Origin of the sequence: Niallia sp. 01092 (assembly GCF_052318935.1) — a bacterium.
Lineage (GTDB): Bacteria > Bacillota > Bacilli > Bacillales > Cytobacillaceae > Niallia.
Genome location: NZ_JBQRKO010000015.1, coordinates 1 through 14,176, shown reverse-complemented (window position 1 = coordinate 14,176; position 14,176 = coordinate 1). Strand labels below are relative to the sequence as shown.

Below are 14,176 nucleotides of genomic sequence, written 5' to 3'. Positions count from 1 at the left end.
CCTCACTTATACAATATACCCAATAGATTTTAATTGACTAATAATAAAATCCTTTGCATATTCAAATACTTCTTCTCTTTCCGGTTCATTAAAAATTTCGTGATAACATTTTGGCCATTCTTTATATCTCTTTTCAGATAATGGTACCATATTAAACCAGTTCTTTACCATTTTTTTATCTACCACTAAGTCTCCTCCTCCTTGCATTAACAATAAAGGGAGATCTTGTGTTTTGTCCACTTCTGTAAAGGCAAACTTAATAGCAGTAAGCATTTCTCGATACCATCTAACCGAAACTTTTGTAATATATAATGTATCATTGTTGTCGATTTCACGGATTGATTCATTCCTAGTAGCTATATCAATCGTTAAGCCTGTCTTCAAACGAAAGGTAGGTATTATTTTATTTAAAACCAAGGAAAGACCGTTTAAAAGCTTATTTGGATATTCAACTAGCCCAAGACAAGGCGAAGATAAAATTAACCCTGCCACCTTTAATTTTTCTTGCTGCAGCAATCGTACAGATGCTAATGCCCCTAAACTATGACCTAATAAAAAAACTGGCAATTCAAATTGATATGCTGCTTGAATCCAATCCTTTATCTCTGTTGTATATTCATCAAATGATTCAATATGGCCTCTTCTCGATCTTGTTGTCATTCCTTGCCCAGGGAGGTCACCCATCACAACATGAAAGCCAGATAATCGATACATTTCAATTAGCCAGCCATATCTTCGATGATGCTCCATTGCACCATGAACAATAACGATGACCGCTTTTGCTTCGCCTTCTGCTTCCCATTTCCACATAACTGTCCCCCATTCCAATTCTTCCATTTTCTCTTTTTTTTATTATGTAGCAGGTCCTATACTTTTACAAACAGGAAGAACCTATGGACTTTATCTCTCTATCTTTCCCTAAGATTTAATAAATTATTGCAATAATACAATCGAATATTATTAACTTAATTGACGTTAACACATGATTGTTCTTCTACTAACTGCTAGAATATTATTTTATTTACAAACTTCAAAAAAAGAAGGTATGATTACATTGACGATTTATGTGAGAATGCCATAGGTAACTTTGCCTATTTACTTCAACATTTTCGTCCATAAACCGAAATAATTTTATAAAAAACTAAATAGGTGAAACGATGAACTCAAATGCAATTATTTTATATTCTATGATAGGATTATTGGTCCTTCTATTTTTATATATTCAAAAAAAGCTGACCATATTGTTAAAAGGGATTATTTTCTCATTAATTCTTCTCGTAACAGCTGCCAGCATCTACGTGCTTAAATTCAAAGACAAAAATGAAATTGCCTTCGCAAAAGAAATAACGATACAAGCAACAAAAGAAAATGAAAAAAAAGAAAGCACCGCTTCAGTAAAACCAAGTGTGCATTTAAACGCTCCCGTTATTCGTCAATTGCCAGAGCTTCCAAGGGGCTGTGAAGTAACAAGCCTAGCTATGCTGCTTCAATATGCAGGTATAGATGTCGACAAAATGACACTTGCGGAAGAAATAACAAAAGATTCTACTCCTTATAAACAAATAAACGGGAAAATATATTATGGCCATCCGAATAATGGATTTGTAGGCAATATGTATTCTATAAAGGAACCAGGCTTTGGTGTTTACCACAAACCGATTGCTAAACTAGCCAATAACTATTTGCCAAACTTAATCGTAGATTTAACTGGCTCCGATTTTGACAAGCTAAAAACTCATCTTTCCGATAATCGTCCAGTCTGGGTTATTACTAATACAAAATATAAAAAGCTGTCGGATAATCAGTTCCAAACGTGGATTACACCAAACAGCACTATTAAAATAACTAAATCTGAACACTCTGTTTTACTGACCGGTTATGATGATGATTATATTTATTTTAATGATCCACTCACTGGTAAAAAAAATAAAAAAGCACCCATAAAAGATTTTCAAGAATCCTGGGTGCAAATGGGAAGTCAAGCTATTACCTATATTAATTCCTAACAGCTTGTACTTTTTTTACATATTCCTCTTCGAAGGAATATTTTTTTTCTATATAAATGCTATGCCATACCATAAACATTAATACTGTCCAAATCTTGCGGCTATTATCTGCTTTTCCTTGGCAATGGTCTTCTAACAACTGCAAAATAACAGCTTTATTTAATAGATGATCTGTACCACTTTCTTTAATGATATTTTTAGCCCAGTCATTCATTTCCGCTTTTAACCAATGGCGAATTGGAACAGGAAACCCTAATTTTTTACGGTTTAGCACATGTTCTGGTACAAAAGATTCTGCTGCTTTACGTAAAATATATTTTGTTGTTCCGTTGGCCGTCTTTAAACTTGTTGGAATTTTAGAAGCGACATCAAAAACAGCTTTATCTAAAAACGGTACACGTAATTCTAATGAATGTGCCATCGTCATTTTATCTGCTTTTAATAATATATCTCCACGCATCCATGTATGAATATCAATAAATTGCATTCTATCGACAGGATCATATCCTATGCTTTCGTTGTAAAGTGGTTTAGTAATATTCGTATAATGCAAGTTATGATGGTAAACGGATAATAATTGTTGCTTTTCTTCTTCTGTGAACATTTTTGCATTCCCAATGTAACGTTCTTCCATTGGCGTTACACCACGTTCAATAAAGCTTTTTCCTTTTACCCCTTCAGGAAGCATTGTTGCTATCGTACGCAACATTGATTTCCCGACTTTTGGTATTTTATTAAACATTTCCAAAGATTGTGGTTCACGATAAATATTATATCCACCAAATAATTCATCTGCCCCTTCACCTGACAGAACCACTGTCACGTGTTTGCGCGCTTCTCTTGCAACAAAATATAACGGCACACATGCAGGATCAGCTAAAGGATCGTCCATATGCCACATAATTTTTGGAATTTCATTCATGTATTCTTCTGGAGAGATAACATAATTGATATTTTCTACTCCTAGTTTATCCGCTGTTTCTTTTGCTACATCTATTTCACTAAAGCCATTATGCTCAAAACCTACAGAAAAAGTCTTAATGGCTGGATGAAATTCTTTTGCAATACTTGCAATGATCGATGAATCAATCCCTCCTGAAAGGAACGAACCAACTGGTACATCACTTCTCATATGTATTTTAACACTATCAAACAAAACATCTTTTATTTCTTTGACAAATTCATCTTCTGTTTTGTTAACAGGCTGGAAAGCTGCTCTCCAATAACGTTTGATCTCCATTGGCGATCCGATTTTTTTCGTAAAATAATGGCCTGGCTCTAATTTTTTTATTCCTTTTGACATCGTGTCAGGTTCTGGAACAAATTGATAAGTTAAATAATGTTGAAGTGATTCTTCGTTTAAAACATCCTTTTCTAATGCCATTAAAATGCTTTTCTTTTCCGATGCAAAAAATGTTTTTTCGCCATCATTATAATAAAAGAAAGGTTTAATGCCAAATGGATCACGAGCTCCATATAACGTTTCCTCTTGTTTATCCCAAATGACAAAAGAGAACATGCCACGCAGTTTTTCCACTGCTTTTTCTTTTTCATGGCTGTACAGCGCAATAATCACTTCTGTATCGGAATTCGTTTGAAATGTTAAACCTGCTTTTATAAGCTCTTCTCTAATTTCTAAGTAATTATAAACTTCTCCATTAAATATGATCCAATAGCGCTCATTTTCATATGTTAATGGCTGATGCCCACTTTCAATGTCAATAATGCTTAATCTTCTAAATCCAAACTGTATATGTTGATCATAATAGTACCCTTCATCATCAGGACCACGATGGGTAATAATTCTATTCATTTCTGCAAATAGTTCTTTTTGTTCTGTTTGAAAGTTTTGTGCTTTTTCATGTACGCAGCCTACAAAACCACACATACTGCTCACCTTCTCCATTCATTTGTTATCGTTGTTTTTATAGGATATTCCTGCTTTAAAAAATTGTCAGTATAAGTTTCTAAAAGCAATAATTGCTTCCTCTACTTTTATGCAACAACATTAATGTAAATAATTTACTTTACATTAACTATCTAGTGTTTTCTATTGTATCATAAATTATTCGGGATACCTATTAGAGGATGTTCACATAATATTAGACGCAAAATAAAAATAGGGGTTACACTGTATTAGTACAAGAAAAGAGCAGGGCGTCTTGTTCAGCCCCTATTTATTCCTTATTTCACCATCACTTTGTCTTTTATAAGCCGTCACTTGGACAAAACTTGGACTTTTTCCTTTATTTTGTTCTGCTTTAATGGAGACCCCACAGGAGCGTATGCGAGGCCCCTGAAGAAGTGTTTTATTAAATAATTATAGGTAAAACCTTATATTTAGTAGGATAAAAATGGTATAGAGAATTTGAAAACGACCATCATGTTGGTTAAGAGAGGCGTCCGCACGACTCCTGCGGGATTAGCGAGACAGGCGAGACCCCACAACGAGGAGGCTCGGCGCTCGCCCCGCGGAAAGCGTGTGGTAAGCCTCGGAAAACCGAACGAAAACAGCCTTTAAAAAAGAAGACGCACCTTTATGCATCTCCCTTTAAGTTTCTTGCTCTATTATTTAGCTACAACAGCATTTTTTAGAATATCCGCTTTATCTGTACGCTCCCATGGCAAGTCGACATCACTGCGGCCAAAATGACCGTAAGCTGCCGTTCGCTTATAAATCGGGCGACGTAAATCAAGCATGTTAATAATTCCAGCAGGACGCAAATCAAAATGTTCACGAACAGCTTCAATAAGACTATCTTCTGAAACGGTTCCAGTACCAAATGTATCAATTGAAATAGACACTGGCTGCGCTACACCAATTGCATAGGCTAACTGTACTTCTGCTTTATCAGCTAGACCTGCTGCAACAATATTTTTTGCCACATAACGAGCAGCATATGCTGCAGAACGGTCCACTTTTGTTGGATCTTTACCAGAAAAAGCTCCGCCGCCATGACGAGCATAACCACCGTATGTATCAACAATGATTTTACGACCAGTTAGACCTGCATCTCCTTGAGGTCCACCAATAACAAAACGGCCGGTTGGATTAATAAAATATTTTGTATGTTCATCAATTAATTCCGCTGGTACAACAGCGTTAATGACATGTTCTTTTATATTGCGCTGAATTTGTTCTAATGTTATTTCCGGATGGTGTTGTGTACTAATAACAATCGTATCAACCCGAACAGGTTGATTATTTTCATCGTACTCCACCGTTACTTGTGTTTTACCGTCTGGACGAAGGTATGGAAGTATTTCTTCTTTGCGAACTTCTGCTAATCTTCTTGATAGTTTATGTGCTAATGAGATAGGAAGTGGCATTAATTCTTTTGTTTCATTACAAGCAAATCCGAACATTAAACCTTGGTCACCAGCACCAATTGCTTCAATCTCTTCGTCTGTCATTTTTCCTTCACGTGCTTCTAGAGCCTGATCTACCCCTAATGCAATATCAGCAGATTGCTCATCTATTGATGTTAATACTGCACTAGTTTCTGCATCAAAACCATATTTTGCACGAGTATAACCGATTTCTTTCACCGTTTCACGTACAATTTTTGGGATATCTACATAAGTAGATGTTGAAATTTCTCCTGCAACCAATACTAATCCAGTTGTAACAGATGTTTCTGCAGCTACACGAGCATTAGCATCCTTTTCCAGAATAGCGTCTAAAATAGCATCTGAAATCTGATCACAAATTTTATCTGGGTGACCTTCAGTTACCGATTCAGAAGTGAACAAGCGACGTTTTGTTGACATCTGATTTCCTCCTTATTTATCGAAAAATAAAAGCGAGGTCTTTTCGTTTTGAGAATCCATCCCTACAAACCTCTGGTTGACACGGTACTCATCCCTAGATAGTATGAAGTAAACATGCTGTTTTTATCCCGAGATAGCCATTGTAAACATCCATTGGAAGAAACTCAGTTGCCCATCTCTTTGTAAAAACACACATCGAAAATATACATTTTATAAAAGATAGTTTATCAGATTGCATACAAAAAACCTTTTCATAGTGAAAAGGTTGAAAGCAAATCGATTCGCACCTTTCACTCTTATCGTTCAAGGAAATATAGTCCTTGCTTCAGGTTAGCACCTTTCCTAAGAGAATGTCTGTCACATCAAACATATCGAGGCTGTTCCTTATTTGAACAAGCACATATATTAAATGTTGCAGCCTATTTTCTTCACATAGTAGGTTGCTGGGTTTCATCGGGCCAGTCCCTCCACCAGCTCAGGATAAGAGAGTATCCGTTCAAATTAAAATAATATCGTATTCCTTTAATTTATGTCAATGATTTTATTTTAGATTATTTTAATTTGTTGAATTTAATGCAATGAGTTGATATAAAATAGTTGTTTTCCCATTTTCCCATTCTAATTTCTCAATGGTAGCTGTACCGATTCGTTCACCGGATTTTGTTTTTCTAACTTCTACAGGGATATGCATAGGGTACAAACGATATTCTTCTTTTTGTAAAATAAAAAAGTTATCTTTCACCCTTTGTTCCTTCCCTTTTGTGACAATCATTGTATTTAATTCTAAAGGCATCCCCATTTGATATTCTCCCTTCTATTACTTAGTTTTTATGATTCTTTTATTGTTTGTTTTTTCATCCATCTAGATAGATTCGTCACAACTTTTCTATTGATTGAAGGAGGAAAATAATGTGTATATTCAGGAAAATACCATGTTTCTACTTCTTTCCCCACTGTTTTCAGCCCCTTTTCTAATTGATAGCTATGTTCTATTGAAACATTTTTATCTAACATACCGTGTATTATCAAGGTTGGAGCAGCTATGTTATTTAAATGAAATAATGGTGTACGCTCTTTATATCTATCTGGATATTTAGTTGGCGTTCCGCCAATCACCCTTTTCATCATTCTTCGCAAATCTTTCCGTTCTTGATATGTAAGGACCATATCACTTACACCACCCCATGTAACAATCGATGCTGCCGGGCAATATAATCCAACATGCAGTGCCATTACACCGCCTCTTGAAAAACCAAATACGTGAACATGTTTAACGCGTTCGTGATTGTTTAATAAAGCAAATGCAGCAATCGCATCCATACGATCTTCTCCAGCAAAGTCTTCGTTGCCTTCTCCTCCTTGATTGCCCCGATAGAAAGGAGCGAACACAATAAATCCTTCTGATGCGAATTGTACAATTCTTCCAGGTCTTACTTTGCCTACATTTTTGATGCCACCTCTTAAATAAAGAAAGCCTTCATATGTATCCTCATTTTTTGGTTCTGCAAGTAATCCTTTTATTTTTAGCCCGTCTGCGTAATAAGTAACGATAAATAATTCTATAAATGGATGAGGAGAAGGAAATTTTAGTTTCTCTACAATATCTCCATTATTCATTAAAATACTAGCACCTCTTTTCCCTCTTTTAACATGTAGCTCTCATTTTATTTGGGCTAAAACATCTCTTTAACTTTTGTTTCCACGTACCAATTCTATTCATCTCCAAAATAACAGTTACAGCAAATAAAATTCTTCTTTTATTTTGCTCAAGCATAATTTCATAACATTATCTTTCATAATAAAACTAAATTGGTCATTCCATCGTTGTTCTAAATCAGAATCTTCTATTAAAATTGGGCCATTTGTTTCTAAATAATCTTCTTTTTTCATCAACTTATCGACCACTGCAAAATAAACAGCTTTTACAAAATAGTTATTTTTAAGGTGTACTTGATACTGAGCAATCCAATGCATGTTTTGGATGATTGCTCCCGTTTCTTCATACACTTCCCTTTTTGCTGCATCTTCTATACATTCTCCACACTCAACTTTACCTCCAGGAAATTCCAGTCCCCGTTTTTTATGTTGTGTTAATAACCACTTCCCTCTCATATAACAAATAACAATAACATGTTCAGCTTTTGTGGGAAATTCTTCTTTTTGAAAGGAAAAGGTCACCTTCGAACCATAAAAGTCATAAAATGTATCCATCAAGCTCCTCACATTCATCATGTTTGTTATATTTTTACACGATTCCATCTTAATTTCTATACAAATGATCGTAATTGTGTTAAAAAAAGAAAATGAATGGAACATATTTTCAATCAAAAGGGTTGTAACTATATTAACAAAAAAGGATATAATAAGGTGAAACTTCCATCAGCGGACATACTGCCCGTATGATTGGGATAATTTTAAATTGGTTGATACTACAATACTTATTTCATGATATCGTGATACAATAATTAAAACGATTACAAAAAAACAACTAATTATTCAGGGATGCATAAGGAGGTTAGAAGAATGAAGCTAGTTGAAGAACTTTACAATTTATATAAACATAAATTAACCGGTGATGAAGAAGATATTGATATGCTCGCTTTTGCTTTTTTAGAGGAAATGACAAGAGAGGATTTATTACATATCATTCAAGAATTAAATGAACAAGAACTTTATGACCTAATGGGTCTATATTTAATCGAAGGCTTAAAAGGAAAATTTGCCAAAGAAGATTATCGCGAACAAAGGAGCGTCGTATTTTCACCACGCAATTTACATTAATAAGTAATTATGTTCGATTTTAGCAGCAGCGTGATAGCTGCTGCTTTAAAACAGGATCACTCCAGCCAAACTAAGAAAAAAAGTGATCATAAATATTTTTCCCAATCAACACAATTGAAACAAGAACAAACAATCCTTTTACATAAGATGACCCCTTTTTAATGGCTACTTTTGAACCGATAAAAGCACCTGCAACCATTGCAAGCCCCATCGGTATTCCATATTGGTAATAAACCGAATCATAATAAAAAAATACGACTAATGCTGTTAAATTACTTCCGAAATTTAATATTTTTGCGTTTCCCGCAGATTCGACAAAGTCAAAACCCATTAATAAAAATACAAACAGAAAAAAAGAGCCTGTTCCTCCCCCTAGAAAACCATCATAAAATCCAATTAATGTAACCATTCCAACAGAAAAAATCACTTTTTTGATAGTCATGCCATTGAATGTAGAGGATAATCCCCAATCTTTTTTCGTTAACGTATAAATAGTTACAACAATTAATATGATTAAAATAATTGGCTTTAGTTTCTCTGAAGGAATTTTTTGAACAACATATACCCCTATCGCTGAACCAATAATGGATAAAGGCAATAATTTTATCATCAATGCTTTATTAATTTTCCCATGCCGAAAAAATGAAATCGAGCTTGTTAACGATCCCATAGTAGAAGCTAATTTATTTGTTCCTAACGCAATTTGTGGAGGTAGTCCCGTAAATAATAGCGCCGGCAATGAAATTAAACCACCTCCGCCAACAACTGAATCAATAAATGCTGCTATAAATCCAGCAATAATTAAAAAAAGCAGCATGCCAATATGTAGGTCTTCCATTTTATCTAATTCCCCTATCTCTCTTTATTCTTCCACTCCTACATTACCATATTATTCTATTTTTTTATATAACCTTTTTAATTCTAAAAAAGAGAGACAAAAAAATGAATGGACAGCGCAGCCGTCCATTCATTTTTTTTAGTTTAAGCAAATACTTGCTTTAAATCTTCTTTAGTTTGTTTTAACCAGAACTGCATTAATTTTTTAGCACCTTCTAGGTCATGAAGTTTCGCTTGGCCGCATTGCTTTTCATTGGCCGCAGGAATTTCGGTGATTTCAATTGCAGCGTTCATCGTATCTTCTAAAAGATCAATGATTTCTTCTACTGCAGGTTCGCCGCTCACTACTAAATAATATCCTGTTTGACACCCCATCGGAGAAATATCAATAATATCAAAATGATCATATTTTTCTACATGCTCACGAATATTAAAAGCTAATAAATGTTCAAGTGTATGGATTACATCCGGTTTCATTGCTTGTTTATTAGGCTGGCAAAAACGGATATCAAATTTATTTACTAGTCCATCGCTACCTACTTTATGGACTCCACAATGTCTAACATACGGTGCTTTTACCGCATTATGATCTAATTCAAAGCTTTCTACTGAAGGCATTCGAAAACAACTCCTTTTTTGTCTAGCGCAAGCAGCCTATCGTACTACGATGTGCAAGGCGCTTCTGCTTTTCTCATTTCATCACTTCATTATAACGCAAATACCAAGTAATTACATCAACTTAATTATTATTATATTTATTCTTATAGGAATCGTACTTATATTTTATTTATTATTTTTCTTATTAAAGCTAGCCATGATATACTCAGAGTGTTGAAACACGATTTATTTGGAAAGGAAAATATCCATGAAAAAAATATTTATCATCCTTATTCTATTTTATCAAAAAATAATTTCTCCCCTTACACCGCCTACTTGCCGCTTTTATCCGACCTGCTCTTCTTATGGATTAGAAGCGATAAGAAAATATGGCGCTTTAAAAGGTGGTTTCTTAACGATCAAAAGAATCGTAAAATGCCATCCTTTTCATCCAGGCGGAATCGACCCAGTTCCTGACGAATGGCCAAGAAAAAAACATCATCATTCGTAATATTTATTTTTTGCCTTTATATCCATCTACTACTAAATCTAATTTGCCTGTTTTCGGATCAATTACTAATCCATGTACCGGCACTTCACTAGGAAGTAGGGGATGATTTTTTATCATACTTACACTATGAAAAACACTTTCTGATACAGAATTGAATCCAGTTAACCATTTTTCTAAATTTACTCCTGTATTTTGAATCGTATTTAATGTATCCTCTGAAATTCCTCTGTCTTTCATCTTGCCTATCATATCATCTGCATTTAATGCACTCATGCCACAATCATGATGGCCGATAACCAACACTTCATCCGCCTTTAATTCATATACAGCGACAAGAATGCTTCTCATAATACTTCCTAATGGATGAACAACAACCGCTCCGGCATTTTTTATAATTTTAACATCACCGTTTGCAAGGTTTAACGCTTGAGGTAAAAGTTCTAATAGGCGAGTATCCATACATGTTAAAATAACCATTCTTTTATTCGGAAATTTTGTCGTAATATAGCGTTCGTATCTATGTTCACTAACAAATTTTTCATTATGAGTCAAAATCTCTTCTAAAATAGTCATCCATTCCATCCCCTTTATAAAAACCTATTCATTATTTAAGACCCTATTGAACTTTTTTCCATCCACTTATTAAAAGGATCTAAAAAACAATCTAAGTTTATAGTAAAAAAAAAATCGCTATTACACAACTTTAGAATAACTATTACACCAAACTTTTTCTTTAACAATACATTTTGTTATATTTTTCCGCTAAATTACAGGAAGAAATTACATAAATATTCAAATTCCTGAAAATACTTATAAATAGGAGAAGACATAGGAAGGGAAGATTTAAATGGATCATTTAGTTATAGCACGAAGTATGTTTGGCACGACAATGGGATTTCATATTATCTTTGCGACCATTGGCGTTGGATTACCTCTTATGATGCTGACCGCTGAATTATTGTATCAAAAAACAAAAGATTTAGATTATGTCATTATGGCAAAAAGATGGACGAAAACCTTTGGCATATTATTAGGTGTTGGAATACCAACAGGAACGATTGCAGGTCTGCAGCTTTCCTTATTATGGCCTGGCTTTATGGAAGTAATCGGAAAAGTGATGGCATTGCCGTTTCAGATTGAAATTTATGCTTTTTTTATCGAAGCGTTATTTATGTCTATCTATGTGTATGCGGCAGAAAGAATTCCTCCATGGGCACGAATTGCAAGTTTAATATTAGTTGCAACCGGAGCACTTGCATCAGCCATTTTGATTACAAATGTCCATGCCTTTCAAGGAACCCCTCAAGGTTTCCGGATGAATGGAAACGAGGTTACAGATGTAAATCCATGGAAAGCATTTTTCAACCCAACCTTTTTTGTATCTGCCGGGCATGTAGCAATGAGTGCTTATACTACTGGCGCTTTTGCTGTCGCATCTGTTTCAGCTGTTAAAATGATGAGACATACTTTTGGTTCTCGTGTTTTTCAATTCCATCAAAAAGCATTGATTTTAAGTTTAATTATCGGCGGAATCTTTTCATTATTAACTGCACTTAATGGACATGAAGCTGCTCAAAAGCTGTATGAGTATCAACCTGAGAAGCTCGCGGCGGCAGAAGGGCTTTTTGAAACACAATCACATGCTCCATTAGCTATTGGTGGGTTTACCGATAAAGAAAGCCGCGAAATAAAAGGTGCGATTGAAATTCCTTGGGCATTAAGTTTTTTAGCAGGAAATAGCTTTGATACCGTTGTGACAGGACTAAATGATTTTCCAGAAGAATTATGGCCACCATTATTTATTCATACACTTTTTAATGCAATGGTCGGAATTGGTTCCTTTTTAATTTTACTTGCTTTTGCATCATTAGCGTGGAAATTTCTATTAAAAAAAGAACGCTTCCCTAAATTTTTGTTGTGGATTTTTGTTTTTTCCGGCCCTTTAGCTTTAGTTAGCATCGAGTGTGGGTGGATATTTGCATGTACAGGTCGTCAGCCTTGGACGATTTATCGTGTATTGCCCACAGCAAACTCTGTTACTTCTTCTGGAAATTTAGCTTTATTATTTATTTTATTTTTAATCGTATATCTTATATTGGCGGTTTCCGTTTCCTTTGTCTTAATTTATTATTTCCGTAAAAACACTGTACTGAATGATTTACATGCGGCTAAAGACAAAGAAATTCCTCTGTTTGGATCTAACAGTTAAGGAGTGATCAAAATGACCGATTCATTATTAGCTATTACTGTCCTTTGGGGCTTTGTATTTATTTATAGCATCATGGCAACGATGGACTTTGGAGCAGGCTTTTGGTCCATGGTTTATATCAATAAAGAAAAAACGCGTGCGACAAATATCGCCAATCGTTATCTTTCTCCGACATGGGAGGTTACAAATACATTTATTGTAGCGATAGTTGTTGCTGTTTTTAGCATGTTTCCAACAGCAGCTTATACACTCGGAACCGTCTTATTAATTCCAGGAAGTGCTATTTTGCTTCTTTTAGCAATTAGAAGTGCCTTTCTCGTTTTTGCTAATATTGCCCATGAGTATCGAAAGCCGCTTACCTATATTTCAGGCGTATCTGGAATGTTGATTCCAGGCATTTTATTAAGCGTTTTGCCTATTACACATGGAGGATATGTCGACTTCTCTTCTGATAAACAATCGCTTGATTTAGTTGGATTGTTTACAAGTTGGAATGAGTATGCTTTTTTTGGTTTTGCTTTAAGCAGCACCTTATTTTTATCCTCCCTTTTATTAGCCGATTATTCAAATGTTTCATCTGAATTTGAGGCTTATCGTGTTTTTAGAAGAGATGCGATCATACTTGGACCGATTTCTATATTGATGGCTGTATTTACTTTGTTTACATTAAAGCAAGATGCTAATTGGATTTATCAGAAAATGATGGACGATTTTCTGATGTTATCATTATCCTTGCTCCTTTTTGTAATCGGTAGCATCGCACTATTTTTGCCTTCTCGTAAAAATAAAGGCATAAAAGGAATGCCAAGACTAGCCATTATTTCGATCACATTACAATATTTACTTGCTAGTTATGTATATGGCAAAGCACATCTTCCCTTTATTGTTTATCCTGAAGTAACCATTACATCAGCTTTTACTGACCCTGATTCTTTTCATGCTATATTTGCTACTTATATTGCAGGATTTATCATTCTATTTCCAGGATTTTATTTGTTTTGGAAGCTTTTTATGCATGATAAAAAATATTTACAAAAAGAAACAAAAAAGTAATCATTACGTTTGAAATTACTGTATGTATTTTATCCTTTTTACCTATACTATTATAGAATTATTCCTTCTAAGACCTTGGAGTAATTCTTTCCTTTTCGTTTTTCAATTTAAGAAAAATGAGCTAATTCAAATCTAGGAGATGATTACTTTGGCAAAAGACGTTTTATGCGAAGTGAATAACTGTTCATATTGGGCAGACGGAAATTTATGTGCAGCAGAAAAGATTTATGTAGTCAGTCATACTGGCAAACAGGCTGATAGCAGTCAAGAAACAGATTGTAAAACATTCGAGCCAACTTCATGAGAAAAGCGGAAGCGCCTTGCTCAGCCCCGAAGAAAAATGTTCTCTTGGCTCAAAAAGTGCTCTTTACTTTTAGAGACAAGAGGTTATCTTTCACAGGGGCTAGGCGC

General features: G+C 34.7%; 15 protein-coding genes and 1 riboswitch. Of the genes, 6 read left to right on the top strand and 9 right to left on the bottom strand.

Features of this window, described 5'->3' with window-relative positions; translation table 11 throughout:
- Nucleotides 1–6: 6 nt before the first annotated feature.
- A complete protein-coding gene (locus tag ACTXGU_RS14665) occupies nucleotides 7–810 on the bottom strand; it encodes a lysophospholipase (protein WP_443482272.1) in 804 nt (267 codons plus the stop codon).
- 347 nt (nucleotides 811–1,157) lie between these two features.
- On the opposite strand from ACTXGU_RS14665, the gene ACTXGU_RS14660 reads away from it, so the two are divergent.
- The gene (locus tag ACTXGU_RS14660; protein ID WP_443482271.1) at nucleotides 1,158–2,006 is read left to right on the top strand and encodes a C39 family peptidase; all 849 of its coding nucleotides are present in this window, start codon (nucleotides 1,158–1,160) and stop codon (nucleotides 2,004–2,006) included.
- Here the strand turns inward: ACTXGU_RS14660 and asnB are convergent.
- The 5 genes from asnB to ytkD all read right to left on the bottom strand — a co-directional run bounded on the left by asnB (nucleotide 1,996) and on the right by ytkD (nucleotide 7,988).
- The gene (gene asnB, locus ACTXGU_RS14655) at nucleotides 1,996–3,894 is read right to left on the bottom strand and encodes an asparagine synthase (glutamine-hydrolyzing) (protein ID WP_443482270.1); all 1,899 of its coding nucleotides are present in this window, start codon (nucleotides 3,892–3,894) and stop codon (nucleotides 1,996–1,998) included. The genes ACTXGU_RS14660 and asnB overlap by 11 nt on opposite strands.
- A 680-nt stretch (nucleotides 3,895–4,574) precedes the next feature.
- A complete protein-coding gene (gene metK, locus ACTXGU_RS14650) occupies nucleotides 4,575–5,777 on the bottom strand; it encodes a methionine adenosyltransferase (protein ID WP_443482269.1) in 1,203 nt (400 codons plus the stop codon).
- A 293-nt stretch (nucleotides 5,778–6,070) separates the two neighbouring features.
- A riboswitch (SAM riboswitch) is annotated at nucleotides 6,071–6,264 on the bottom strand.
- A 69-nt stretch (nucleotides 6,265–6,333) separates the two neighbouring features.
- Nucleotides 6,334–6,576: a DUF2584 domain-containing protein gene (locus ACTXGU_RS14645; protein WP_443482268.1), complete on the bottom strand. Its 243-nt coding sequence runs from the start codon at nucleotides 6,574–6,576 to the stop codon at nucleotides 6,334–6,336.
- A 29-nt stretch (nucleotides 6,577–6,605) separates the two neighbouring features.
- Nucleotides 6,606–7,394: an alpha/beta hydrolase family protein gene (locus ACTXGU_RS14640; RefSeq protein ID WP_443482267.1), complete on the bottom strand. Its 789-nt coding sequence runs from the start codon at nucleotides 7,392–7,394 to the stop codon at nucleotides 6,606–6,608.
- A 117-nt stretch (nucleotides 7,395–7,511) separates the two neighbouring features.
- Nucleotides 7,512–7,988, bottom strand: coding sequence for an RNA deprotection pyrophosphohydrolase (gene ytkD, locus ACTXGU_RS14635; protein WP_443482266.1), 477 nt, complete (start codon nucleotides 7,986–7,988; stop codon nucleotides 7,512–7,514).
- Between the two features lie 312 nt (nucleotides 7,989–8,300).
- Between ytkD and ACTXGU_RS14630 the strand changes: the two genes are divergently transcribed.
- Entirely contained in the window at nucleotides 8,301–8,558 is a 258-nt protein-coding gene (locus tag ACTXGU_RS14630; RefSeq protein WP_443482265.1) for a DUF6154 family protein, read from the top strand.
- 70 nt (nucleotides 8,559–8,628) lie between these two features.
- Here the strand turns inward: ACTXGU_RS14630 and ACTXGU_RS14625 are convergent, their stop codons facing one another.
- The gene (locus tag ACTXGU_RS14625) at nucleotides 8,629–9,396 is read right to left on the bottom strand and encodes a sulfite exporter TauE/SafE family protein (protein WP_443482264.1); all 768 of its coding nucleotides are present in this window, start codon (nucleotides 9,394–9,396) and stop codon (nucleotides 8,629–8,631) included.
- Between the two features lie 143 nt (nucleotides 9,397–9,539).
- Nucleotides 9,540–10,013 (bottom strand): S-ribosylhomocysteine lyase, encoded by a 474-nt coding sequence (locus ACTXGU_RS14620; RefSeq protein WP_443482263.1) that lies wholly within the window; start codon nucleotides 10,011–10,013, stop codon nucleotides 9,540–9,542.
- Between the two features lie 247 nt (nucleotides 10,014–10,260).
- On the opposite strand from ACTXGU_RS14620, the gene yidD reads away from it, so the two are divergent.
- Nucleotides 10,261–10,503 (top strand): membrane protein insertion efficiency factor YidD, encoded by a 243-nt coding sequence (yidD, locus tag ACTXGU_RS14615; RefSeq protein ID WP_443482262.1) that lies wholly within the window; start codon nucleotides 10,261–10,263, stop codon nucleotides 10,501–10,503.
- Between the two features lie 3 nt (nucleotides 10,504–10,506).
- On the opposite strand, the gene ACTXGU_RS14610 is transcribed toward yidD, so the two are convergent.
- Nucleotides 10,507–11,076: a beta-class carbonic anhydrase gene (locus tag ACTXGU_RS14610; protein WP_443482261.1), complete on the bottom strand. Its 570-nt coding sequence runs from the start codon at nucleotides 11,074–11,076 to the stop codon at nucleotides 10,507–10,509.
- A gap of 274 nt (nucleotides 11,077–11,350) precedes the next feature.
- Here ACTXGU_RS14610 and ACTXGU_RS14605 point away from each other — a divergent pair, with 274 nt between their 5' ends.
- From ACTXGU_RS14605 to ACTXGU_RS14595, 3 genes are all read left to right on the top strand, one after another.
- The gene (locus ACTXGU_RS14605) at nucleotides 11,351–12,712 is read left to right on the top strand and encodes a cytochrome ubiquinol oxidase subunit I (RefSeq protein ID WP_443482260.1); all 1,362 of its coding nucleotides are present in this window, start codon (nucleotides 11,351–11,353) and stop codon (nucleotides 12,710–12,712) included.
- 12 nt (nucleotides 12,713–12,724) lie between these two features.
- Entirely contained in the window at nucleotides 12,725–13,765 is a 1,041-nt protein-coding gene (locus ACTXGU_RS14600) for a cytochrome d ubiquinol oxidase subunit II (protein ID WP_443482259.1), read from the top strand.
- A 148-nt stretch (nucleotides 13,766–13,913) separates the two neighbouring features.
- Nucleotides 13,914–14,069 (top strand): DUF1540 domain-containing protein, encoded by a 156-nt coding sequence (locus tag ACTXGU_RS14595; protein WP_443482258.1) that lies wholly within the window; start codon nucleotides 13,914–13,916, stop codon nucleotides 14,067–14,069.
- Nucleotides 14,070–14,176 lie beyond the last annotated feature (107 nt).